Source organism: Pseudoxanthomonas composti, assembly GCF_004122095.1.
GTDB classification, from domain to species: domain Bacteria; phylum Pseudomonadota; class Gammaproteobacteria; order Xanthomonadales; family Xanthomonadaceae; genus Pseudoxanthomonas_A; species Pseudoxanthomonas_A composti.
This window is the reverse complement of the sequence record NZ_SAWZ01000001.1, coordinates 599,677-623,241: the sequence shown is the minus strand read 5'-3', so window position 1 is coordinate 623,241 and position 23,565 is coordinate 599,677. Positions and strand designations below refer to the sequence as shown.

Below are 23,565 nucleotides of genomic sequence, written 5' to 3'. Positions count from 1 at the left end.
AGCATCCGCGGATGGATTCACTGTCACAGATCGTCCTCGGCGGCGCCGTCGCTGCCGCCATCGCCCCCAGCGGACACCGCCGCGCCGCGCTGCTGGCCGGTGCGGCGCTGGGCACGCTGCCGGATCTGGATTCGTTCCTGATCAAGCCCTTCGTCAGCGACCCGGTGATGCTGATGACGGTGCACCGCAGCTTCAGCCATTCGCTGCTGGTGCTGCCGCTGGTGGGCGCGCTGATCTGGTGGCTGTGCCGCTGGCGCGAGGGGCGGGTGCATGCCGCGCCGGTGCGCTGGTTCTGGGCGATCCAGCTGGCCTTGATCACCCACCCGCTGCTCGATGCCTTCACCGTCTACGGCACCCAGCTGTGGTGGCCGCTGGCACCGCCGCCGACCATGTGGTCCAGCGTCTTCATCATCGATCCGCTGTACACGCTGTGGCTGCTGATCGCCTGCGTGATCGCCTGGGTCGTACCGAAGAAACCTGTGGCCCAGCGCGCCCTGCTCGCCGGGCTGGTGCTCAGCAGCGGCTACCTGGGGTGGTCGCTGCTGGCCAAATCGATGATCGACCGCCAGGCCGAGCCGCAGCTGCGGGCCATGGGGCTGGGCGCCTCGCCGCGCTTCTCCACGCCGATGCCATTCACCACCTTGTTGTGGCGGGTGGTGGCGATGACGCCCAGCGGCTACGTGGAAGCCGAGCGTTCGGTGTTCGACGACGGCCCCCTGGTGTTCCGCGCCCATGCCTCCAACACCCAGGCGTTGGCACAGGCCAACGCGCTCGGCATCCCGGCGGTGCGTCGCCTGATGTGGTTCAACCGCGGCTTCATGCGTGCACGCACGCTGGATGGCCAGCTCACGCTCTCGGACCTGCGCATGGGGCTGGACCCGGACTACAGCTTCAACTTCACCGTCGCCCAGGCGCGCGGCGACAGCTGGCAGGCCATGCGTCCCCGGCAGGTGCCGGCGGCTTTGCCGATCTCGGGCGCGGCCGGCTTTGGCGCGCTGATGTCCGCCACCTGGCACCGGATCTGGAACGACTCGGACCAAGCCTTGCGCGATGTGGTGGTGGGCCAGGCCGGCGCTCAGGCCGCGGCGGGAAATCCCGTGGGGGCGCCGGCGATCAACGCGTCGAAGTAGTCCCGGGTCAGGCGCAGCTGTTCCTCCGGGCTCTCGGCCCGATTGACCACGCTGCGGAACTGCGCGTTTTCGGGGCGATCCTTGGCGTACCAGCCCAGGTGCTTGCGGGCGATCCGCACGCCCTGCGGCTGCCCGTAGAAATCGTGCAGGGCCTGCAGGTGCCCAAGCAGGATGTCGCGCACTTCGGTCAATGACGGCGCCGGCAGGGTCTGGCCGGTGGCCAGGAAGTGGGCGATCTCGCGGAAGATCCACGGCCGCCCCTGCGCGGCGCGCCCGATCAGCAGCGCGTCGGCCCCGGTGTGGGCCAGCACCTGCGCGGCTTTCTCCGGCGAGTCGATATCGCCGTTGGCGAACACCGGGATGGACAGGTCGGCCTTGATGGCGGCGATGGTGTCGTATTCGGCCAGGCCGGTGTAGTGCTGGTCGCGGGTGCGCCCGTGCACGGCCAGCGCGGCGATGCCGGCGTCCTGGGCGATGCGCGCGATGGTCGGCGCGTTGCGGTGCTGCGCATCCCAGCCGGTGCGGATCTTCAAGGTCACCGGCACCTCCACCGCCTGCACCACGGCCTGCACGATGCGTCCGACCAGGGCCTCATCGCGCATCAGCGCCGACCCGGCCCAGGCGTTGCACACCTTCTTGGCCGGGCAGCCCATGTTGATGTCGATGATCTGCGCGCCATGGTCGACGTTGTAGCGCGCCGCCTCGGCCAGCTGCCGCGGCTCGGTGCCGGCGATCTGCACGCTGATCGGCGCCGGCTCGCCGGCATGATCCATGCGCCGCAGCGACTTGTCGGTCTTCCAGAAGCGCGGATCGGAGATGGTCATCTCCGACACCGCCAGGCCCGCGCCCAAACGCTTGCACAGCTGCCGGAACGGCTTGTCGGTCACGCCCGCCATCGGCGCCAGGACCAGCGGCGTGGCGATGTCGTGGGGGCCGATGCGCATGAGCTGGGAGCGAGGAGTGAGTGGGGAGGAGTGAGGAGTGAGGGGGAGCTAGGGGCGAGAAACGAAGAACGAGAAACGAGTGGTGAGGAACGAGGAACGAGAGGAGGCCGCGCGCTGCTTCAGGAAAGACGGCCAAGCGGTGCGTGCCCGGAAACGCCTTTCCTTACTCCTCACTCCTCTCCCCTCACTCCTAGCCTTCCGGCGTGAGCCTCGGCATCGACGCCGCCGCGCCCTCGGCCTCCGTGGAGCGTGCGGCGAAGCGGTTGGCAAAGCGCACATGCTGGGCGAAGGCTGCGCTCGGCGCGTGCGCCAGCGAGGCCACCAGGGCGCCGTTGAAGGCATCGCCCGCGCCGGTGGTGTCGATGGTCTGGGCCTGCTCGGCGGCGATGCGGTAGTAGGGCTGGGTGTCGCCGCGCAGCTGGTCCTCGGCATGCGAGACGAAGGCGCCGACCGCGCCCAGCGTGATCACCACCGTGCCGGCCGGCAGCAGCTGGCGGCACAGCTGGTGCAGCGTGCTGCCATCGGTGGCGGCCACGTCGTCGGGTTCCAGGCGCTCGCCGACGTGGCGGGCCAGCAGGCTGGCGAATTCGGTTTCGTTGGGGGTGAGGATGTCGGCCAGCTTCAACAGCGAGATGCTGGTGGGCGCGTTGGCCGGGGCGGCGTTGAGCACGGTGGTGACCCCGGCGTTGCGCGCGCTGGCGAGCGCGGCTTCCACGGTGTCCATCGGCGATTCCAGCTGCGCCAGCAGCACGCTCGCAGATGCCAGCAGCGCGTGCTGGGCCTCGATGAAACCGACGCTGAGCGCGGCATTGGCGCCGGCGCCGATCACGATGGTGTTGCGGCCGCGGCTGTCCACATAGATGCCGCCGGTGCCGGTGGGCTGGTCGCTGGCCTCGGCGTTGAGCGTCAACCCATCCTGCCTGGCCAACTCGCGGGCCATCGCGCCGCCGGCGTCCTCGCCAAGGGCGCAGAGAAAGGTGGTGGCCGCACCGCCGCGCGCGGCGGCGATGGCCTGGTTGAACCCCTTCCCGCCAGGCCCCGTGTGGTACTGGCCGGCGATGGTCGCGCCCGGAGCGGGCAGGGCATCGCAACGCCACACGTGGTCAACATTGAAGGAACCGACAACAACGACAGCACTCATGGAACATCTCTCGCAGGCAGGGGGCACCCGCAGGGGCGCCAGTATGACGCAGGCAGCTGAAGCGCAGCGTCAGGCCACCGCTCCGGCGTCAGCGCGTGGATGGACTGCCCGTTCCTGGCGTGATCCAGCCATCGCGCAGACGCATCGGCAGCCGTCGCCTCAGCCGAAGTGGCTGAGGACGCCGGCGATGGTGGCGGTCATGAAGGTGGCGATGGAGCCGCCCAGCACCGCGCGCAGGCCGAAACGGGCCAGGTCGGCGCGACGCTCCGGGGCCAGCCCGCCGATGCCGCCGATCTGGATCGCGATCGAGCTGAAATTGGCGAAGCCGCACAGCGCGTAGGTCGCGATCAGGCGACCCTCCGCGCTCAGGCTCACGCCGGGGACCTGGCCGTTCACCACCCGCGCCAGCTCGGTGTAGGCGACGAACTCGTTGATCACCACCTTCTGCCCGATCAGCGAGCCGACCGTGGTCGCATCCCCCCACGGCGTGCCGATTACCCAGGCGATGGGCGCCAGCACGTATCCGAAGATGGTGGACAGGTTGGTGGGCTTGCCGATCGCAGCGGCCAGGCCGGTCACCTCGCCCAGCCAGGTCAGCGGGGCGTTGAGCAGCGCGATCAGCGCGATGAAGGCCAGCAGCATCGCACCGATGTTCAGCGCCAGGCGCAGGCCATCGCCAGCGCCGGCCGCGGCGGCATCGATGATGTTGCTGGTGGTCTTCTCCACTTCCATCTTGACCGTGCCGCGGGTGAGCGGCGTGCCGGTCTCCGGGATCAGGATCTTGGCCACCACCAGGGTGGCCGGCGCGGCCATGATGCTCGCCGCCAGCAGGTGCTTGGCATAGAAGGCCTGGGCCACCGCATCGCCCGCGCCGAGCATGCCCACATAGGCCGCCAGCACGCCGCCGGCGATATGCGCCATGCCGCCGATCATCATCGTGATCAGCTCCGATTCGGTCATGCGCGGGATGTACGGCCGCACCGTCAGCGGCGCCTCGGTCTGGCCGATGAACACGCTGGCGCAGACGCTGGTGGTCTCCGCGCCGGACACGCGCATGACCTTGGTGATGGCCCAGGCCATGGCGCGTACCACCGCCTGCATCACGCCCAGGTGGTACAGCACGCCCATCAGCGCGGAGAAGAAGATGATGGTCGGCAGCACCTGGAAGGCGAAGATGAAGCCGTAGGACTTCACGTCCATCAGGCTGCCGAAGATGAAGTTGGAGCCTTCGTTGACGAAGCTCAGCACCTTCACGAAGCCCTGGCCCAGCCAGTCGAACACGTCGCGCCCGCCGGGTACCAGCAGCACCAGCGCGGCAAAGCCGATCTGCAGCAGCACGCCGGTGAGGACCAGCTTCCAGTCCACCGACCGCTTGTTGTTGGAGAACAGCCAGGTGATTCCCAGCAGCACGATCAGCCCGAACAGGCCGAAGCCGATCCGCCACACACCTTCCAGCATAGGAATCCCCGGTTACCGCCCCAGACACAAGGGGGGAAAGACTAGTGGAGCGCCGGGGGGCGGGCAAGGCGGCGCGTGTATTCAGTTTTCCACGACGTGGCGGCCGGGCGCGCATGCGCCGCCCGGGGCGCCGGCCTGGTCTCCCAGCGACAGGTTGATCAGCTCGAATGCGCCCTTGGGCGCCGGGCGCCCACCGAAGTATTCCAGGTACATGCGCCGGGCCTCGGCCCTGGCGCGCGCTGCGGCCTCCCCTGGAAGCGGTGTGTTCACCTCAGGCGACTTCGAACCGGCCAGGGTCCTGAAGAGGATCAGGTACTGATAGGCAAGTTCCGGGTCCTTCTCGATGAGTCCGCTGAACTGCGTGAGGTCCGTCTCGTAAGCGGACATCAGTGTCAGCACCGCGGCCGCATTGCCCTGCCTGAGCTGTTGCTCCACCAGCGGCACCGCCTCGCGCTGCCAGGCCGCCAGGCCAGGTGCCCTCAGGAAGCCGTACATGCCCGGATGCACCACAGTCGCCATGGCCAGGCCTTGCCCTTCGGCGTAGCGCATGGCCGCTTCCGGGATCCCGGCCAGGGCCGCCTGCCTGAGATAGTGGTTGGCGCGCATCAACTGCGCATCGGTCACGCCGGCGCAGGACCTGGACTGCTCGATCAAACGCAAGGTCGCGGCCCCTTGCGCGCGTGCGGACGCCGGGCCCTGTTCGCGTTCGGTGGACTCCAGGTCCGCCTCGGCCTCGATCAGGACCGTTTCGGTGGTCAAGCTGCGCAGCATGCCGCAGCGGACCAGCTCGGTCCCCAGCCGGCAGGCGGCGGGTGCATCCCCGGCCTGCGCCCGACGCTGCAGGTCCTCATGCATCAAGGGAAGCGGCGTGCCCGCCGGCGGAAGGCTGGCCCACTGCCGCTGCACGTTGGCGGCCGCGGCGCCGACAGGCGGGGAAACCGCTGCCGACGCCGACGGCGCGGCAGCCTGCGCGGGTCGCGCATGCCGGGCAGGCCCCAACTGCCAAGTGCCCAACGCAAGCAGGACAAGCAGGCCGATCCCCGCCGCGATCCTTCGCTTCATCTCGTGCACAAGTGTGATGGGACCCGAAGCTTGCCATCACGACCGGCCACTGCCTATCGAAACCATTTGACTCGTCAATGAGAATCATTATCATCGTTTGGGCGTTCCGCAACTGGAGCAATCCCGATGAGTGCCAACACCCTGGCTTTCCCGCAGATCAATCGCAGCACCCCTGTCCAGCCCGTGGTTCCCAGCAGTGGCGAGGTCGTCGTTTCCAGCGACGCCCTGCTCAAGGGCCGTCGTGAAATCCTGATCCAGCACGGCGACCGCTTCTACCGTCTGCGCCACACCAGCAACGACAAGCTGATCCTGACCAAGTAAGCGCCACGCGGGCGGCGGCGCGCCGGCATGCCGACACGCACGCCCTCCGTACCTGGCCACGCTTCACCTGCTCTCTCCACCTGGGCGCCAGCCATCGGGAAGTCTCCGGGCCGCCAGCTCGCCGGGTTTCATCACCTCACAAGGCGTGCCGATCCGATGAACCGACGCTTCCCGCTGTGCAGCGCGCTTCCGCCGAGGTGGCGTGGCCCAGTCCTGGCTGCCGATGTCGCGGCGGTCCCCGCGCTCGAAAGATTTCAGGCCACGGCCGCGCGCGGTGCGACGACGAAGGCCGAGATGCTTGGCCCGGCCAGCCGGGAAATGCACGGGTCTCTCACCGCGGCCACCAGATCCGCTTGCAGCCCGATCGACCACACCAACAGGTGCGACACCGGCTGGACCGACGCCACTGGTGTGTCGGCCGGCCTTGCGGTGCTTGACCCATACATCCGTCCCGGCCGCACGTCGTCGGCCCAAGTCGCCTTGGAGCGGTAGTGGCCATGCACAACAGCCTGCGCGCGCACGATCGGATTTCGACCCTCGCCAGCAATGGATTGCCTGATCCGCGGCAACTGGCCGAACTCGGCGCGGTGCTGTGCCTGTACCGGCCTCAGCACGGCAGCGAACTGACCGGCTGGATGCAGGCCGATCGGGTGGAAGTCCACGCCGGTCTGGACAGCGACGGGCTGCGCGAAAGCCTGGTGTTCCTCGACCGTGCCGGACGCTGCTGCTGGCAGCTGTGGCTGCTGCCGGACAGCGATTTCCTGGCCTGGGACCGCATGGCCGCCACTTTGCCGGGTCATCGCGCCCGGGCCAGCGCGGCGGGGATCAGCGAGCGCCTGTGGCACCGGCTGGCCAACCGGCTCACTGGCGATGCATGGCGCGCCTGCGCGCTGCGCCTGCATGCCATGCGCGAGGCCGAGGCAGCGCCGGTGCTGGCGGCCAGTCCCGTGGCCCTGTCGGCGCTGGGCACGGCGACCGCGCGCGACATCCTGCGGGCCCAGGGGGCGGATTTCACCAGGGCCTGGGATGCGTGCTGCTGCGCCCAGGCCGCCGCAGCCGCCGCGGACCGGACCGTCGCCGCGCCGGTCGATCCCATCCTCAGACTCAGCGCAAGATCCTCATGAACCTGGCCCCTTTCATCGCGGTCCTGATGCTGGTCAGCGCCGCCTGTGTCCACGCCTCCGACACCGATCCGCAACGCGACCACGACGCCATCCTGGCCATGCGCGGCGAATACAGCGTCGACTTCGCCTTCGACGAAACCGTCCTGCTCAAGCCAGGCTACGAGCGCGCCCCGGCGATGCGCAGCGGCGGTGAGGAGGTGGTGCTGGTGGTGGAGGACACGCCCCGGCGGATCGTGCTGCAGCACCTCCTGGTCGATCCCAAGAGCGGCCACGTCACCAAGCACTGGCGACAGGACTGGATCTACGAAGCGCCGCAGCGGTTCGAGTTCAGTGCCGAGCAGACCTGGACGGTGCGCCCGCTCTCGCCGGAGCAGACTACGGGTGCCTGGACGCAGTGCGTCTATGAGGTCAGCGATGCCCCGCGCTACTGTGGCACCGGGCGCTGGCGCCACGACAATGCCGTCCCCACCTGGACCAGCGACCTGGGCTGGCGGCCGCTGCCGCGCCGCGAATACACCCGCCGTAGCGACTACAACGCGCTGGCGGTGGTCAACCGGCACACGCTCACGCCGCAGGGCTGGACCCATGAGCAGTTCAACACCAAGGTGCTGCGCGGCAGCGATGGCAGCCAGCAGGAGCTGGCGCGCGAGTTCGGTTTCAACGACTACCGCCGCACCACCGAGGTGGACTTCTCGCCGGCCCATGCTTATTGGCAGGCGACCTCCAGTTACTGGGCCCGGGTACGCGCGCACTGGGCCCGCCGGCTGGACCAACGGCCTGGCGTGCACCTGAAGACCAAGCTCGACGGCATGGCGATGATCATGCCGCTGTTCGAACAGGCAGCGCGCCTGCAGGAAGGTGGGCAGGTGGCCGAGCGCGAGATCGATGCGGTGTTCGCGCAGTGGGTGGAGCCGGCACCGGCGCTCGCCATGGATCGCTGAGCCCTCACAAGCCCACCAGGGGCCTGCCAGCGGCTGTCCTATACTCCGGCAACACTGTCGGGGGCGTCGCAGGACGCAAGGGGAGCGGAATGTTCGGATCGAGTTTTCTGGCCATCATCGTCGTGGTGGCCGGCGTGGTGGGACTGTTCAAGACCGTGCGCATGGTGCCGCAGGGCTATGAATGGACGGTGGAGCGCTTCGGCAAGTACACCCATACGATGGGCCCGGGCCTGCATTTCCTGATCCCGGTGTTCTACAGCGTGGGCCGCAAGGTCAACGTCATGGAGCAGGTGCTGGACGTGCCCAGCCAGGACGTGATCACCAAGGACAACGCGGTGGTCAAGGTCGACGGGGTGGTGTTCTTCCAGGTGCTGGATGCGGCCAAGGCTGCCTACGAGGTCTCCAACCTGGAGATCGCCACCATCGCGCTGGTGCAGACCAACATCCGCACCGTGATCGGCTCGATGGACCTGGACGAGTCGCTCAGCAACCGCGAGACCATCAACGCCCAGCTGCTCAACGTGGTCGACCAAGCCACCAATCCCTGGGGCATCAAGGTCACCCGCATCGAGATCCGCGACATCCAGCCGCCGCGCGACCTGGTCGATTCCATGGCCCGGCAGATGAAGGCCGAGCGCGACCGCCGCGCCTCCATCCTGGAAGCCGAAGGTCATCGCCAGTCCGAGATCCTGCGCGCCGAGGGCGAGAAGCAGGCCGCCATCCTCAAGGCCGAAGGCCAGCGCGAGTCCGCCTACCGCGAGGCCGAAGCGCGCGAGCGCCTGGCCGAGGCAGAGGCCAACGCGACGCGGATGGTGTCCGAGGCCATCGCCCAGGGCAACGTGCAGGCGATCAACTACTTCGTGGCCCAGCGCTACGTCGAGGCCTTCGAGAAGCTGGCCACCGGCCCTAACCAGAAGTTCGTCCTGATGCCGATGGAGACCACCGGCATCATCAGCTCCATCGCCGGCATCGGCGAGTTGGCGCGCCAGGCGCTGGGCGAGGCGGCAGTGCCGCCGCCGGTGCCGCGGCAGCGGAGCTGACCGCCATGCGCATGGACGTGATGGCGTGGGCCGCGCTCACGCTGCTGCTGTTCGCCGCCGAGGCGCTGGTGCCCGGCGCCTTCATGCTGTGGATGGGCTTTGCCGCCGCGCTGGTGTTCCTGGGGGTGCTACTGGTGCCGGGCCTGCCGCTGCTGGTGCAGGTCATCGCCTTCGTGCTGCTCAGCTTCGTCTCGATCCAGGTCTACCGGCAATGGTTCAAGGGCCGCGACCGCCAGAGCGACCGGCCGCTGCTCAACCGCCGCGCCGAGCAGCTGATCGGGCGGGTGACCACGCTGGACCAGGCCATCGTCGGCGGCCGCGGGCGGATCAAGCTGGATGATGCGTATTGGATCGTCACCGGACCGGAACTGCCGGCCGGCATCCAGGTCCGCGTCGTGGGCAGTGCCGGAATGGAGCTGATCGTCGAGGCCGCCTGAGCGGCCCGGCGCCGCGCCCGCCCCGCGCGATGATCGATTTTGTGGGCCGTGGCATCTGGGATAATGGCGGTCTTTCCCAAGGTGGCGGCCATGACCCAGAAGACGATCCTCAACGATGCCCATCGCGCGCTCGGCGCCAAGATGGTCGATTTCGGCGGCTGGGACATGCCGATCAGCTACGGGTCGCAGCTGGATGAGCACCATCAAGTGCGCCGCGACGCCGGCATGTTCGACGTCAGCCACATGACCGTGGTCGACCTGCGCGGCGAGCAGGTCCGCCCGTTCCTGCGCCACCTGCTCGCCAACTCGGTGGACAAGCTCAAGGTGCCAGGCAAGGCCCTGTACACAGCCATGCTCAACCCGCAGGGTGGGGTGATCGACGACCTCATCGTCTACTACATGGACGAGGCGTTCTTCCGGCTGGTGGTCAACGCCGCCACCCGGGAGAAGGACCTGGCGTGGATCACCGAACAGGCCCAGCCCTTCGACGTGCAGGTCAGCGAGCGTCCCGAATTCGCCATGGTCGCCGTGCAGGGCCCGAGCGCGCGCGCCAAGGTCATCGGCCTGCTCGTGGAAGGCGATCGCACGGCCGCCGAGACGCTGTCGCGGTTTGCCGCGCTGGAGACCACCACCACCGCCGGCGTGCCGCTGTTCCTGGCGCGCACCGGCTACACCGGCGAGGACGGCTTCGAAGTGGTGCTGCCGGCCGAGCAGGCCGTGGCGTTCTGGAACGCGCTGCTGGAGGCGGGCGTCAGGCCGGCCGGCCTGGGCGCGCGCGACACGCTGCGCCTTGAGGCGGGCATGAACCTCTACGGTCAGGACATGGACGAGACCGTGTCCCCGTATGAAGCGGCGATGGGCTGGACCGTGGCGCTGGATGAAGGCCGCGACTTCATCGGCCGGGCGGTGTTGGAGCAGCAGAAGGCCGACGGCGCGCCGCGCCAGCTGATCGGCCTGGTGATGGACGAGAAGGGCGTGCTGCGCCACGGCCAGCGTGTGCTGACCGAGCAGGGGGAGGGCGAGATCCTCTCCGGGACGTTCTCGCCGACGCTGGGCAAGGCCATCGCCTTCGCGCGCGTGCCGGCCGGCGCCACCGGTGCGGTCAAGGTCGACATCCGCGGACGCGAAGTGCCGGTGCGCGTGGTGAAGTTCCCCTTCGTGCGCGAAGGCCAGCCGCAAGCCGGCATCCTGGAGTAGCCCCGTGTCCGCGCGCATCGAGTACTTTTTCACCCTGGTCTCGCCCTACGCCTATCTCGGGCATGCGGCGCTGATGGCGCTGGCCGTGCGCCACGGCGCCACCGTGGTGCCGAGGCCGGTGAAGATGGTCGAGGTCTTCCGTGCCGCTGGCGGCGTGCCATTGGGCCAGCGTGCGGCGGCGCGCCAGCGCTATCGCTTCATCGAACTGCAGCGTGCGCGTGCCGAGCGCGCGCTGCCGCTCAACCTGCAGCCCAAGTTCTTCCCCGTCGACGGCAGCCTGGCCGACCGCTGCGCCTGCGCGCTGATCGCGCAGGGGCATGACGTGTCCGAGTTCATGCTGTCGGCCTTCCGCACGCTGTGGGTGGAGGAGGGCAACCTGGCCGACGTCGCCACGCTGTCGGCCCTGCTGGCGCGGCACGGCTTCGACGCCGGCGCCACCCTGGCGCAGGCCGACGCCGAGGCGGCGCAGGCGCTGTACGAACAGAACACCCAGGCCGCCATCGCCTTCGACCTGCCTGGCTTGCCGGGCTACGTGCTGCAGGGCGAGCCGTTCTGGGGGCAGGATCGCCTCGATGCCCTCGATGCCGCCTTGCGCAGCGGCCGTACGCCCTATCGCGCGCTATGACCTTGCCGGGACGCTTGGCTACACTTGAGCGTCCCTGTGCCCCGCCCACTTTTCATCTGGAGTAGTCCGCAATGAGTGAGATCCCCGGCGACCTGAAGTTCCTCAAGTCCCACGAATGGGCCCGTCTGGAAGACAACGGCCGCGTCACCGTCGGTATTTCCGACCATGCCCAGGGCCTGCTCGGCGACCTGGTCTACGTCGAGCTGCCTAACGTCGGCGACAGCGTCCAGGCCAACAACGCCTGCGCGGTGGTGGAGTCGGTCAAGGCGGCTTCGGACGTCTACAGCCCGGTCACCGGCACGGTGGTGGAAGTGAACTCGGCTCTGGCCGACAAGCCGGAGACCATCAATGAGGATGCCTACGGCGACGGTTGGTTGTTCGTGGTGGAGATCGGCAACGCCGAAGAGCTGGCCGAGTTGCTCGGTCCGGACGACTACGCCGAGGCGTTGGAAGACGAGGACCACTGAGTCGTCCTTCCCCTGCGTGTCGGCACTTTGACACGTTGCAAGAACCAGACCCGCGGAGGCATCCGCGGGTTTTTTTTGGGACGGCGGATTCGACCTTGGTCATTGCCGGGCATCCCGGGCATCGACCGCTTGCGCTACGCACGTGCGCGCAGGCCAATCGCCCAGGCGCGCAAAGCGCCTTGATGCTGGTGAAAAAAACACCAGCGGCCTCGTTTTTTTTTGCGCAGTTCGTGGCTTGGCCGCCTTGTGCGACGCGAGAGCGGGCAATCTGGCGGCGGAAAAACTCAGCTGACATTCAAGCCTGTCTGCACGGTGTGCATGTCCGGATGCCGGTGCTGTAGCCACCCGTTGGACGCAGTGCGCGCACGGACGTGTTCGAAGCAAAGTGCTTAAAAAAAGCAATTTCCTTCGTGTGGCCGGATGCGTGCCGGGCATGGGACGCGCGGGCCAGCCGGTCGATGGCGAGCGGGTGCAGGCGGCTGCGGCGACAACGCTCGCGCAGGGGGCGAAAAATATTTCTGAAAAAGTGTTGACACTAAAAAAAAGCGTGATTAGGTTTCGCCCCAACGAAGCCGCACCTGCGCAACGCAAGCGAGTCCGCCATCGCGACGAAACGTACAACGCATCTGTCGCCCGACCGCACCCTCATCAAGAAGGTCGAAGGCAACGCTTCCCCCAGCGAAACGCGACACCCCCATCCCGACACCCGCGACCTGACCGGCGCGGGTGTCTGTCTATATATAGAAGCCTCCGATTTGGAGAAGGCTTCGAACTCATCCGCTTCCACGCGCCTGGCGCGTCGGCGGCTGCCTGCGGGTCCGACTCCCCTGGCCTTTGTAAGAAGCAACTGGGCATTCAACGGATGTATCCATCCATAGTTCACTGACGAGGAGCCATCACATGGCAACGAAGAAAGCAGTCAAGAAAAAGCCGGCCGCCAAGAAGGCCGCCAAGAAAGCCAGCGTCAAGAAGGCCGTGAAGAAGGTCGCCAAGAAGGCCGCGAAGAAGGTCACCAAGGCGAAGAAGGCCGTGAAGAAGGCTGTGAAGAAGGTCGCCAAGAAGGCCACCGCCAAGAAGGCCACCAAGAAGACCGCCAAGAAGGCAGCCCCCAAGAAGGCCGCCAAGAAGGTAGCGAAGAAGGCCACCAAGAAGGCTGCACCGAAGAAGGCCACCAAGAAGGCCGCTCCGAAGAAAGCCACCAAGAAGGCTGCTCCGAAGAAGGCCGCCAAGAAGGCCGCTCCGAAGAAGGCTGCTCCGAAGAAGGCTGCCAAGAAGAAGCCCGCCCCGGTCGCCCTGCCGGCCACCCCGGCTCCGCTGATCTGATCGCGAGCCCGACGACCCGTTTCGGGTCGTCATTGCGGTCCTCATGAACTCTCCTTCCCGGTGCCCAGCGGGAGGAGAGTTTTTTTATGCGCCTGGTCCGTGCAGCAGAGCAAGCGCTCGTCCGCGCCAGGGCGTCGCCCCAACCACGCGCGAACCCGAACGGTGGATGTGAAGCACTCATCCACCCGATGCAGCCAGCCACTCCAGATCCACGTAGGGTGGACAACGCGCAGCTTGTCCACCGCGCTTCACCGACCCGCGCGAGGGTGGGTCGCCATGCCGCCGCGATGCATTTCCTGGCGGTGGTGGATGAGAAAAGCGTCATCCACCCTACGCAGCCGACTCGCCCGCAATCCACGTAGGGTGGACAACGCGCAGCTTGTCCACCGCGCTTCGCGGACCCGCGCGAGGGTGGGTCGCCATGCCACTGTGATGCGTCCGATGGCGCTGGTGGACGAGAAGCACGTCATCCACCCAACGCGACGGCCTCGCTCGTCATCCCAACGAGACCACGCGCAACCGATCGACGGAGCTCAACCCGCCGCGTCCCCGGCGGCGTCGCGGCCGTCTCAGCCGCCACATCCGAGCAATGCCGAACCCGCCGAACCTGGGCGCGATGAGACCAAACGAAAAACGCCGCGTCAGACGCGGCGTTGGTCAATGCGATGACGTCCGGAGGCGCTGCTCAGCGCGGCGCGGCGGTCGCACGGCTGGAGGACGCACCGCTGTCTTGGTCGTCATCGTCGCTGTCGCGCGCCAGCATCAGGTCGTTGCCCAGGGTCGGCACGTCCAGCCACTGCTTGGCCGGCAGCCCCAACGCGGCATCCAGCACGGTCGGCAGCATGCCCGAGGGCAGGCCGCTATTGCTGTTCCAGAGGATGGCCACGCCGAAGTCGCGCTCTGGCACCATCGCCACCAGGCCGCGGTAGCCCTGCACGGCACCGGCGTGGAAGACCACGTTGTGGCCGGCGTAATCCACCACGCGCCAGGCCAGCGCGTAGTTGGCCGAACTCAGTCGCTCGCGGCGCCAGCCCGAACGCAGCTGGTCGGGCGTGCTGATCAGCGGCGCGTGCAGGGTGGCCAGCAGCGGGGCGGGCAGCACGTCGGGGCGGTGGCCGGTCTGGGCGATCAGCCACTGCGCCATGTCGCTGATGCTGGCGTTGACCCCAGCCGCGGGTGGCATGCGGTAGTAGGTGGGCTTGGGCATCAGCGAAGCCCAGCCGCGGCGGCTGCGCACGTGCGGCTTGGCCCAGCTTGCGCTGGCCTGGATGCCGGCCAGGCCCATGCTGGCATCGTTCATGCCCAGCGGCTTGAAGATGCGGCGCTCGACGGTCTGCTCGTAGAAGCTGCCGGTGGCGCCGAACACCACGTCGCCGATCAGGCTGAAGGCCACGTTCTGATAGGAGTAGCACTCCCCCGGCGCGCAGCTGAGCGCCGCACCGGCCAGCTTGTGCGAGACCTGGTAGTACTCGCCATTGGCCTCGATGTCGTTGTCGAAGGCATTGTGCGCGCGTAGGCCCACGCGCTGGCTGATCACATCGGCCACGGTCAGCTTGGCCGTGGCGTTGGCATCGCTGAGCTGGAAGCCCGGCACGTAGTCGCTGACCTTGCTGTCCCAGCGCAGCACGCCATCGTTGACCAGTAGGCCGGCGGTGGCGCTGGCGAAGGCCTTGGACAGCGAGGCCAGGCGGAACACGGTATGCGCATCGATCTGGCGCGGCTGGTTCACATCGGTGATGCCGTAGCCACGCGCACTGAGGATGCGGCCGTTCTGCACGATGGCCATCGCCATGCCCGGCACGCGCTGGCCGGCCACCAGCTGCTCGGCCATGTACTCGAACTGGGCCGGATCGAAGCCCCGCGGCAAGGGCGTGACTCGCGTGCCTGCGGCCGAGACCGCCGGGCGGGGCTGCGCGGCAGGCGTCTCGACGATCGGGGCCGGCATCACCAGCGCCTCGGGCACCGTGGCGGGCACGGTCTGGGCAGTGGAGGAGATCGCCAGAGGCAGCAGCATCCCCAGCAGTCCGGTGCGGAGTGTGCGCCCGGCGCGCTGCTCACCCGAATCGTTCATCGCGTTTACGCCCGTTGAATCCCAGCCTGATCCGATCATAACGCCGCCCTTAGCGCATGCCAAACGATGAGAAGTTGTGGCGCCATGTCGTTCATCTTCATGGAGATTCCAACGCGACGCCTTGGGCCGGCGCAGCAGGGCCGGCATGCGACTGATCGGTGCAAGTCATGTGCCGTGAGGCGGCGGCGAGACGAGGCGGTCGAAGGTCGAACTGACCGCGGATTCAGCATCGTCGATCATGGCGCCATGCGCGATGTCCAACGCCTCCAAAGCCAGCCCTCAAGCGGCAGCATGTCCCTGGGCCTGTGCTTCGTGCTGGTGTGGTGCACCGGTTACATCGCCGGCAAGGAGGCGGTCGAATCGGCCGCGCCCTTCACCGCCCTGCTGCTGCGCTTCGGGCTGGCGGCGGTGATCTTCGGGGGCCTGGCCGCCGTGGCCGGGCAGTGGCGCATCGGCTGGCGGCAGGCCTGGCACAGCGCGGTGACCGGCGCGCTGATGCTGTTCCTGCACTTCGGCGCGGTCTACGCGGCGTTCCAGCTGGGGGCGCATGCCGGCGCGGCCGCGCTGGTGATCGGGGCCATGCCGCTGGTGGTGGCCTTGCTGGCGCACCTGGGCGGCAGCGAGCGTCTGCAGGCCCGGCAATGGGCTGGCATGGCCCTGGGCTTTGCCGGTGTGGTGCTGGTGGTGGCCGACCGCGTGGATGGCGCCACGCCGGCATGGGCCTGGCTGGCGCTGATCGTCGGCCTGCTGGGCATCAGCCTGGGTACCTTGTACCAGAAGCGCTACGCCACCCAGGTGGATGCGCGGGCGGGCCTGTTCCTGCAGAACGCCACCGCCACGGTGCTGCTGCTGCCGCTGGCGCTGTGGGAGGGCTTGCGCTTCGTACCCGACGCGCGCTTCCTGCTGCCGCTGCTCTGGCTGGTGCTGGTGAACTCCGTCGGCGGCTTCGCGCTGCTGTTCCTGCTGATCCGGCGTGGCGCGGCCACCCAGGTCGCGGCGCTGTTCTTCCTGACCCCGCCGGTGACCGCGGTCTTCGGCTGGCTGACCCTGGGCGAACACCTGACCTGGCTGAAGGCCTGCGGCTTCGCGCTGGCCGCCGCGGGCGTGTGGCTGGCGACGCGGCCCGCGCCGCGCTGAGGGGCGGCCGATCCGGCAACGCCGGGCCACAACCGGCACAACCGGTGTCGCTGGCGATGTTGCGGTGCATCGGCTACCGTGCGCGGCAATCCGGTGCGGTGGAGCTGATGCGCGTGGCCATGCAGGAACCTCGCCGAGTCGAAGTGGGAGAACGGAGGGCGGTCGCGCTGTCCTTCGTCTGCTTCTTTTGCGTCCTTGCCGCCTACTACGTCGTCAGGCCGGTGCGCGAGCAACTGTCCGCGGCGGTGGGCTCCACGCAACTGCCCTGGTTCTACCTGGCGACCTTCATCGCCACGCTGCTGCTGACGCCGGTCTTCGCGGCGCTGGCCTCGCGGTGGCCACGCCGGCGCCTGGTGCCCTGGGTCTATGTGTTCTTCATGCTGTGCCAGCTGGCCTTCATGCCGGCCTTCACCAACGTGGGTCTGTTGAGCCCGCGCGTGCTGGGCATGGTGTTCTTCGTCTGGGTCAGCGTGTTCAACCTGTTCGTGGTGTCGGTGTTCTGGATCTTCATGTCCGACATCTGGAGCCTGGTGCAGTCAAAGCGCCTGTTCCCGATCATCGCCGTGGCCGGCACGCTGGGCGCGCTGGCTGGCCCCCTGCTGACGCGCTCGCTGGTGCAGCTGCTGGGCGTGGCGCCGCTGCTGTTGGTCTCGGCATCGCTGCTGGGGATCTCGACCGTCTGCGTGGTGCTGCTGGGACGCTGGGCCAGCCTGCATGGCGCGCGCCGGCACGAGTCGGGGCACGAAGCGGCACTGGGCGGCAGCATGTGGGATGGATTGCGGCAGATCTTCGCCGATCCCTTCATGCGCGGCATGGCGGTGCTGCTGTTGCTCGCAGATGGCATCGGCACGGTCAACTACGCGCTGATGGTGGACTACTCGGGCGCCACGTTCGCCGATGCTGTGGCACGCACGCGCTTTCACGCCGACGTGGATCTGGCGGGCAATCTGCTGACGGTGATCGTGCAGCTGACGGTGACGCGGTGGCTGCTGCCACGGCAGGGGCCGGGCATGTTGATCCTGCTGTGGTCGGGCATCAGCGTGGCGGTGCTGTTGCTGGTGGTGCTATCGCATGATCCGCACGCACCGCTGTTCACCCTGCCGCTGCTGATCGGACCGGTCGCGCCCACCGTGCTCGCCCTGCTGGTCAGCCGCGGCCTGGCCTATGGCATGGCCGAGCCTGCGCGCCACAGCCTGTACACCCGGGTCCCGCGCAACGTGCGCTACAAGGGACAGAATGCGGTGGACACCGCGGTCTGGCGCTTCGGCGATGTCGCCATCGCCACCGGCATGAACGGCCTGAAGGCCATCGGCATGACGGTGGGTGGATTTGCGGCGATGAGTGCACTGGCGGCCTTCGCCGCAGCGGGCATCGGCTGGCGCTTGTGGCGGCGGGTGGAGTCGATCCAGGAGCCCGTTCGCCCGGAGCCGTGAGGCGGCGCGTGTCAGGTTCGTCGGCATCGCTGGCATCGCATGGGAGGGGAGGCGCACACTGCGGCCCTGCTCCCGCCCGGATGGACCCATGACGCTGATCGCCACCCTCCTGACCCTGCTGGTCGCCGTGCTCCACCTGTGGTTCATGGTGCTGGAGATGGTCCTGTGGACCAGGCCGCTGGGTCTGAAGACCTTCCGCAACACGCCTGAGAAGGCCCAGATCACGCGCGTGCTGGCGGCCAACCAGGGGCTTTACAACGGGTTTCTCGCTGCAGGATTGCTGTGGGGCCTGCTGTGGCTGGCGGATTGGCGCGTGGTCGCGTTCTTCCTCGTATGCGTGGCACTTGCGGGCGCCTACGGTGCCTGGAGCGTCAGTCGCCGCATCTTCTGGATCCAGGCGTTTCCCGCGCTGCTGGCGCTGGGCTGCATTGTGGTCGCGCGTTAGGCCGCGTGTAGAAACTGGCCTCGCCGTACCAGAGCTGAGCAAGCGAACGCTTCTTGCAGCGTGGGAGTCGCTCCCACGGAATGTCGCGGGGATCACGCGAGATTCGCTTAGGGCGGCACGCATTCAAAGCGGGCTACGGCACGCAGCCAGCAAGCGCTGCGGGAGGCGCTGGAAGCTTGTGCCCCCATCATCCGCGTGCCGGCCTGGGCGAGACCCACATCTCCACGCTTGCGGTGAACACGACCGCATCGCTGTCATCGCGCACGGTGACCTCCACCGGGAGCGCATAGCCTTCGGTCGCCGCCACGATGGCCCGGCTGGGGACGGCGACCGCGCGCTGCGTGCCGACGGCCTTCTTCAGGTATTGCACCTGCATGCCCTTGGGGATCCAGCGCATGGTGGCGGACAGGCTGGCATCGGTCATCAAACCGGCGGTGAGCTCGGCCAGGTTGCACAGCGCGATGGCATGCACAGTGCCCAGATGGTTGGTCACGCGGCGGCGATGGGCGATGCGCGCCTCGCAGCGGCCGGCTTCCAGCGCGGTGATCCGCGGCGAGATGCTGGCAAAGTACGGCGCCTTCAGGCACACCGCGCGGGAGAACAGCCAGCCGCCGGCAGGCCAAGCCCGCATGCGCCGGTACAGCGAGAGGATCGAGCTGGCCATCGTGGAGTCCTGGAAACGAAGACGGCGGACCTTGCGTCCGCCGTCTTTGGGTGAAGCGTGCCGTGAGCGGGCCTGGAAGGATCAGGCCGCTTCGCGCGGCTGTGCCGGCGCGCTCGGCGCCTGGTACATCGCAGAACGCAGCTCGGCCGGGTCGAAGTCGTCCACGGTGATGGTGTCCAGCGTGATCGACCGCAGCTCTTCCAGCTGCGCGCGCTCCTCCACGCTCAGCACGCCCTCGCGCACCGCCTCGTCCAGCTGCGAGGCGAAATCCAGTGCCTCGATGCCCTTGGCCTTGAGCGCCTTGAGGAACTTGCGCTCCACCGGCTCGGCGGCCACGGCCTTGGCCAGGTAGCTGTCGATGCGGCCACCGGGGTTGTTCTCGCACGGCGTCAGGAACACGCCCTTGGCCAGGCGGTCGCGCGCGGCGTTGGGCACCATCAGCAGTGCGGCCACGCGGCGGCACAGGCGGTCGCCCGGTGCCTCGGCGCGACGGCCCCAGGGGAAGATCAGCGCCCACATCAGCCAGCCCACCGGGCGGATGGGGAAGTTGCGCAAGGCCGCGGACAGGGCCAGCTCGATCTCATGCACGCTGTTGTGGAAGGCCCAGGCCAGCAGCGGCTGCTCGGCCTGCGGGGCGCCCTCGTCGTGATAGCGCTTGAGCATGGCGCTGGTCATGTAGATATGGCTCAGCACATCGCCCAGGCGACCGGACAGCGATTCCTTGAACTTCAGCTTGCCGCCCAGCATCAGCATCGACACATCGGCCATCAGCGCCAGGTTGGCCGAGTAACGGTCCAGCTTGCGGAAGAAGCGCTTGGTATAGGCATCGCCCGGGGCCGCGCCGAAGCGGGCGGCGGTCAGGCCGAACCAGAACGAGCGCACCGCATTGGAGATGCCAAAGCCGATATGGCCGAACAGACTGCGGTCGAAAGCCTCCAGACCTGCGGCGCGGTCCGGGTCCTGCGCGGCTTTCATCTCCTTCATCACCCACGGATGGCACAGGATCGCGCCCTGCCCGAAGATCAGCAGGCTGCGGGTCATGATGTTGGCGCCTTCCACCGTGATGGCGATCGGCGCGGCCTGCCAGCTGCGGCCGGCGAAGTTCTTCGGGCCCAGGATGATGCCCTTGCCGCCGATGACGTCCATGACGTCGCTGATGACCTCGCGGCTCATGCTGGTGCAGTGGTACTTGGCGATGGCCGACGGCACCGACGGCACGTCGCCGCGGTCCACCGCCGCGGCCGTGGCCTGCGACAGCGCGCTGATGATGTAGGCCTTGCCGCCGATGCGGGCCAGGGCTTCTTCCACGCCTTCGAAGCGGCCGACCGACAGGCCGAACTGCTTGCGGATGCGCGCATAGGCGCCGGTCACCACCGCTCCGGCCTTGGCACCGCCCGAGGCGGTGGAGGGCAGGGTGATCGAGCGGCCCACGGCCAGGCACTCGTTGAGCATGTTCCAGCCCTTGCCGGCCATGTCGGCGCCGCCGATCAGCTGGCTCAGCGGGATGAACACCTCGCGGCCGCGGATGGGACCGTTCTGGAACGGCGAGTTGAGCGGGAAATGGCGGCGGCCCACTTCCACCCCATCGGTCTCGCGCGGCAACAGCGCCAGGGTGATGCCGATGTCCTTGGTGTCGCCGATCAGGCCGTCCGGGTCGTACATGCGGAAGGCCAGGCCGATCAGCGTGGCGATGGGCGCCAGGGTGATGTAGCGCTTGTCGAAGGTCAGCTTGACGCCCAGGACATTCGCGCCGTTCCACTCGCCCTTGCAGACGATGCCGTAATCGGGGATCGAGGTGGCATCCGAACCGGCGAACGGACCGGTCAGGCCGAAGCAGGGCACTTCCTGGCCCAGCGCCAGGCGCGGCAGGTAGTAATCCTTCTGCTCCTGCGTGCCGTAGTGGTTGAGCAGCTCACCCGGGCCGAGCGAGTTGGGCACGCCGACCGTGGAGCTGACTACGCTGGAAACCGAGGCCAGCTTCTGGATCACCTTGTGGTGCGCCAGCGCCGAGAACCCCAGGCCACCGTACTGCTTGGGGATGATCATGCCGAAGAACTTGTTCTGCTTGATGAAGTCCCACAGCTGCGGCGGCAAATCGGCGTGGACGTGGGTGATCTCCCAGTCGTTGACCATGCGGCACAGCTCTTCCACCGGGCCATCGAGGAAGGCCTGTTCCTCGGCGGTCAGCTGCGGCTTGGGGTAGTTGAGCAGCTTCTGCCAGTCCGGGTCGCCGGTGAACAGCTCGCCTTCGAAGCCGACCGACCCCGTCTCCAAGGCGATGCGCTCGGTCTGCGACAGCGGCGGCAGCACCTTCCGGAAGAAGCCCATCATCGGCGCGGACACCAGCGCCTTGCGGCTGGCCGGCAGCAGCAGCGGCACCGCGATCAGCACGACGATGGCCGCGGCCACGAGGGTGGCCGTCGCATTGGCACCCAGCAGCCAGCAGGCCACCAGCAGCGACAGGTTCAGGGCCGCCCAGGTGGCCAGGCGCATGCGGTGGTACGCCGCGAACGCACTGCCCAACAGCAGGGCGAGGAAAGGAACGAGGATGCTCATGAGCGTGCTCCGGTGTGGATCTTTTCGACAGCGTGGGTGGGGTGATGATGCGCCCTGGACGACACGGATCGCAGGTAGTCGAGCAAGGTCTGGGTGAATGCGTCGTTGTCGTCGCCGGCCAGCATGTGGCTGGCGTCGGCCAGCTGCACATGCTGGGCGTGCGGCACCAGCGACTGGAACTCGGCGATGGTGGCAGGCGACACCAGGTCGCTGCGGCCGCCGCTGATCAACAGCACCGGGCAACGGACCTTGCGCGCGGCCTCCACCAGGGCTTGCTGATGGCGGCCGCTGTCGCGGACCAGCTCGTCGAGCAGGCGCCCGTCCCAGTGCCAATGCCAGCGACCGCTTCGCGCATCCTGGCGCAGCAACTCCTGCAAGGCCTGGCTGGATTTACGCTCGCGCCGCTGCGGCAGGTAGGCCGCGATCGCATCCGCCGCCGCCTCCAGCGAAGCAAAGCCCTCGGCGAAGGCGCTGGTGAAGGCCACGATGCGCGACAGGCCGGCCGATTCCCAGCGCGGCGTCACGTCCACCAGCACCAGGGCGCGGAACAACCCCGGCCAGCGCGCCTCGGCCATCAGTCCGAACAGCCCGCCCATCGAAGCGCCTACCAGCACCGGCGGCTGCGGCATCTCGCCGGCGAGGACGATCAGGTCGTCGGTGAACTGCTCACCGGTGTAGGGCAGGGCATCGGGATTGCGACCGGACTGCCCATGCCCGCGGGCGTCGTAGCTGATGGCAGGGAAGCCCGCGTCCGCCACGGCCTGCGCCGTGCGCTGCCACGCCGCGCGCGTTTGCCCGAAACCATGGGCGAAGAGCACGGGCGCCGCTGCCACCACCGTCGCGGGCACCGCGAAGGTGGAGGAGGCGATCGCCACGGTCGCATCGCCGGTGATCGTGGGCTCGGAGGGGCTGGAGGGTTCCATACGGGAAAGTATGGGGTCGCGATTTGGCCCGCGTCAATCCTCCAGACGGTGCCGTACAGTCGCCGTAAGCGCTTGTTGTGACGAAAGTTTATGACGCGTCGCGGCAGACGATACGCAAGCGCATCGAGGCGTATGGTTAAATGCCGCGATGAACGCCACGTCCGCAGAAACGTCCGCCCCAAACCCGCCCCGCAACGCCCGCCTGAGCGCCGACGACTGGGCGCAGGCGGCCCTAGATCTGATTGCCGAGTCCGGCGTGGCCGCCGTCGCGGTCGAACCCCTGGCACGCCGGCTGGGCGTGACCAAGGGCAGCTTCTACTGGCACTTCCCCTCGCGCGATGCGCTCCTTCAGGCCGCGCTCGAGCGCTGGGAGTCGGTGGAACAGCAGGACGTGTTCGGCAGCCTCGAGGCGGTGCCCGACCCACGCGCGCGGCTACGGCAGCTGTTCGAGGTCGTGGCCCACGAGGTCAAGCCGCACATCATCTACAGCGAGCTGCTCAAGGCGCTGGACCATCCCACCGTGCAGCCGGTGATCAACCGCGTGTCGCAGCGGCGCATGGAGTACCTGATCGCCTCCTTCCGCCAGGCCGGCATGAACCGCGTCGACGCCCAGCACCGCGCCCGCCTGGCCTACGCTGCGTATCTGGGTTTCCTGCAGCTTTCCCTGCAACTGGGCCAGCCCCGCCAGCAGCGCGACGAGTTCGAGGCCTACGTCGAGCATGTGATCACGACGTTGATTCCCTGAGCCGGAGCGGGAGGAATTAGCACGGCGCAGGCGCCAGCAGGGTCGACACACTGCGGCCGCAAAGGGGGCGGCGGGCTGAGCGCAGTTAGTTGCCTCGTTCGAAGCGCTCACCTTTCGTCCGGTTAGGGACGAATTGCCTCGTTCGGTCGAGTGCACGGCCGAAGGCGGGCGGCAAAAGTGCCAGCGGCAAGGTCGCGCATTGGCCGTTAACCCCTGCGGCGTCGTCGCTCGAACTTTGCCGTTGCCGTGAGAATTCCCGCGGGGCTGTGGGGCTTGGGCGCCCGGAGCATCTGGAGGCACTCACGGATCCACACCCAGGCGCGCATGTTCCGCAGCGAGCACGAGCTGTCGCGCAAGCGCTGGACCAGGTGTGGCCGGGCA

At 68.1% G+C, this 23,565-nt stretch carries 22 protein-coding genes; 14 read left to right on the top strand and 8 right to left on the bottom strand.

Annotation, left to right across the window (positions count from 1 at the left end; genetic code table 11):
* Positions 1-11 precede the first annotated feature (11 nt).
* On the top strand, positions 12-1,130 hold the full coding sequence (locus tag EPA99_RS02585; protein ID WP_129469611.1) for a metal-dependent hydrolase: 1,119 nt from the start codon (positions 12-14) through the stop codon (positions 1,128-1,130).
* Here EPA99_RS02585 and dusB read toward each other — a convergent pair.
* From dusB to EPA99_RS02565, 4 genes are all read right to left on the bottom strand, one after another.
* Positions 1,076-2,074 carry a tRNA dihydrouridine synthase DusB gene (dusB, locus tag EPA99_RS02580; protein ID WP_129469610.1) on the bottom strand — a complete coding sequence of 333 codons (999 nt, stop codon included), beginning with the start codon at positions 2,072-2,074 and terminating at the stop codon, positions 1,076-1,078. The two genes, EPA99_RS02585 and dusB, sit on opposite strands and share 55 nt — an antisense overlap.
* Positions 2,075-2,264: 190 nt before the next feature.
* Positions 2,265-3,215, bottom strand: a complete 951-nt coding sequence (locus EPA99_RS02575; RefSeq protein ID WP_129469609.1) for a ribokinase — start codon at positions 3,213-3,215, stop codon at positions 2,265-2,267.
* 159 nt (positions 3,216-3,374) lie between these two features.
* A complete protein-coding gene (locus EPA99_RS02570) occupies positions 3,375-4,673 on the bottom strand; it encodes a NupC/NupG family nucleoside CNT transporter (protein ID WP_129469608.1) in 1,299 nt (432 codons plus the stop codon).
* Between the two features lie 81 nt (positions 4,674-4,754).
* Positions 4,755-5,528, bottom strand: a complete 774-nt coding sequence (locus EPA99_RS02565; protein WP_129469607.1) for a hypothetical protein — start codon at positions 5,526-5,528, stop codon at positions 4,755-4,757.
* A gap of 333 nt (positions 5,529-5,861) precedes the next feature.
* On the opposite strand from EPA99_RS02565, the gene hemP reads away from it, so the two are divergent.
* From hemP to EPA99_RS02520, 9 genes are all read left to right on the top strand, one after another.
* Positions 5,862-6,056, top strand: coding sequence for a hemin uptake protein HemP (hemP, locus tag EPA99_RS02560; RefSeq protein ID WP_129469606.1), 195 nt, complete (start codon positions 5,862-5,864; stop codon positions 6,054-6,056).
* Positions 6,057-6,553: 497 nt separating this feature from the next.
* The gene (locus EPA99_RS02555) at positions 6,554-7,180 is read left to right on the top strand and encodes a Hemin transport protein (protein WP_129469605.1); all 627 of its coding nucleotides are present in this window, start codon (positions 6,554-6,556) and stop codon (positions 7,178-7,180) included.
* Positions 7,177-8,121 carry a DUF6607 family protein gene (locus EPA99_RS02550; protein ID WP_129469604.1) on the top strand — a complete coding sequence of 315 codons (945 nt, stop codon included), beginning with the start codon at positions 7,177-7,179 and terminating at the stop codon, positions 8,119-8,121. The genes EPA99_RS02555 and EPA99_RS02550 overlap by 4 nt, the downstream gene beginning before the upstream one ends.
* A gap of 89 nt (positions 8,122-8,210) precedes the next feature.
* Positions 8,211-9,161, top strand: a complete 951-nt coding sequence (locus tag EPA99_RS02545) for an SPFH domain-containing protein (protein WP_129469603.1) — start codon at positions 8,211-8,213, stop codon at positions 9,159-9,161.
* Positions 9,162-9,166: 5 nt separating this feature from the next.
* On the top strand, positions 9,167-9,598 hold the full coding sequence (locus EPA99_RS02540) for an NfeD family protein (protein WP_129469602.1): 432 nt from the start codon (positions 9,167-9,169) through the stop codon (positions 9,596-9,598).
* 90 nt (positions 9,599-9,688) lie between these two features.
* Positions 9,689-10,795, top strand: a complete 1,107-nt coding sequence (gcvT, locus tag EPA99_RS02535) for a glycine cleavage system aminomethyltransferase GcvT (protein WP_129469601.1) — start codon at positions 9,689-9,691, stop codon at positions 10,793-10,795.
* A gap of 4 nt (positions 10,796-10,799) precedes the next feature.
* A complete protein-coding gene (locus EPA99_RS02530) occupies positions 10,800-11,420 on the top strand; it encodes a 2-hydroxychromene-2-carboxylate isomerase (RefSeq protein WP_129469600.1) in 621 nt (206 codons plus the stop codon).
* A gap of 71 nt (positions 11,421-11,491) precedes the next feature.
* Positions 11,492-11,887, top strand: a complete 396-nt coding sequence (gene gcvH / locus EPA99_RS02525; protein WP_129469599.1) for a glycine cleavage system protein GcvH — start codon at positions 11,492-11,494, stop codon at positions 11,885-11,887.
* 975 nt (positions 11,888-12,862) lie between these two features.
* Positions 12,863-13,210: a hypothetical protein gene (locus EPA99_RS02520; protein ID WP_206733667.1), complete on the top strand. Its 348-nt coding sequence runs from the start codon at positions 12,863-12,865 to the stop codon at positions 13,208-13,210.
* Between the two features lie 685 nt (positions 13,211-13,895).
* On the opposite strand, the gene EPA99_RS02515 is transcribed toward EPA99_RS02520, so the two are convergent.
* Positions 13,896-15,281, bottom strand: a complete 1,386-nt coding sequence (locus EPA99_RS02515) for a serine hydrolase domain-containing protein (protein WP_129469597.1) — start codon at positions 15,279-15,281, stop codon at positions 13,896-13,898.
* 291 nt (positions 15,282-15,572) lie between these two features.
* Here EPA99_RS02515 and EPA99_RS02510 point away from each other — a divergent pair, with 291 nt between their 5' ends.
* From EPA99_RS02510 to EPA99_RS02500, 3 genes are all read left to right on the top strand, one after another.
* Positions 15,573-16,418 carry a DMT family transporter gene (locus EPA99_RS02510; RefSeq protein ID WP_241688229.1) on the top strand — a complete coding sequence of 282 codons (846 nt, stop codon included), beginning with the start codon at positions 15,573-15,575 and terminating at the stop codon, positions 16,416-16,418.
* A gap of 56 nt (positions 16,419-16,474) precedes the next feature.
* A complete protein-coding gene (locus EPA99_RS02505; protein WP_206733666.1) occupies positions 16,475-17,851 on the top strand; it encodes an NTP/NDP exchange transporter in 1,377 nt (458 codons plus the stop codon).
* 88 nt (positions 17,852-17,939) lie between these two features.
* Positions 17,940-18,296 carry a DUF1304 domain-containing protein gene (locus EPA99_RS02500; RefSeq protein ID WP_129469595.1) on the top strand — a complete coding sequence of 119 codons (357 nt, stop codon included), beginning with the start codon at positions 17,940-17,942 and terminating at the stop codon, positions 18,294-18,296.
* A 187-nt stretch (positions 18,297-18,483) separates the two neighbouring features.
* Here EPA99_RS02500 and EPA99_RS02495 read toward each other — a convergent pair whose 3' ends face one another.
* The 3 genes from EPA99_RS02495 to EPA99_RS02485 all read right to left on the bottom strand — a co-directional run bounded on the left by EPA99_RS02495 (position 18,484) and on the right by EPA99_RS02485 (position 22,439).
* Positions 18,484-18,960, bottom strand: coding sequence for a hotdog fold domain-containing protein (locus EPA99_RS02495; protein WP_129469594.1), 477 nt, complete (start codon positions 18,958-18,960; stop codon positions 18,484-18,486).
* Positions 18,961-19,041: 81 nt separating this feature from the next.
* A complete protein-coding gene (locus tag EPA99_RS02490) occupies positions 19,042-21,516 on the bottom strand; it encodes an acyl-CoA dehydrogenase (RefSeq protein WP_129469593.1) in 2,475 nt (824 codons plus the stop codon).
* Positions 21,513-22,439, bottom strand: coding sequence for an alpha/beta fold hydrolase (locus EPA99_RS02485; protein WP_129469592.1), 927 nt, complete (start codon positions 22,437-22,439; stop codon positions 21,513-21,515). Before EPA99_RS02485 ends, EPA99_RS02490 begins: the two co-directional genes overlap by 4 nt.
* 148 nt (positions 22,440-22,587) lie before the next feature.
* On the opposite strand from EPA99_RS02485, the gene EPA99_RS02480 reads away from it, so the two are divergent.
* Positions 22,588-23,184, top strand: a complete 597-nt coding sequence (locus tag EPA99_RS02480) for a TetR/AcrR family transcriptional regulator (protein WP_129469591.1) — start codon at positions 22,588-22,590, stop codon at positions 23,182-23,184.
* The last annotated feature ends 381 nt before the right edge of the window (positions 23,185-23,565 follow it).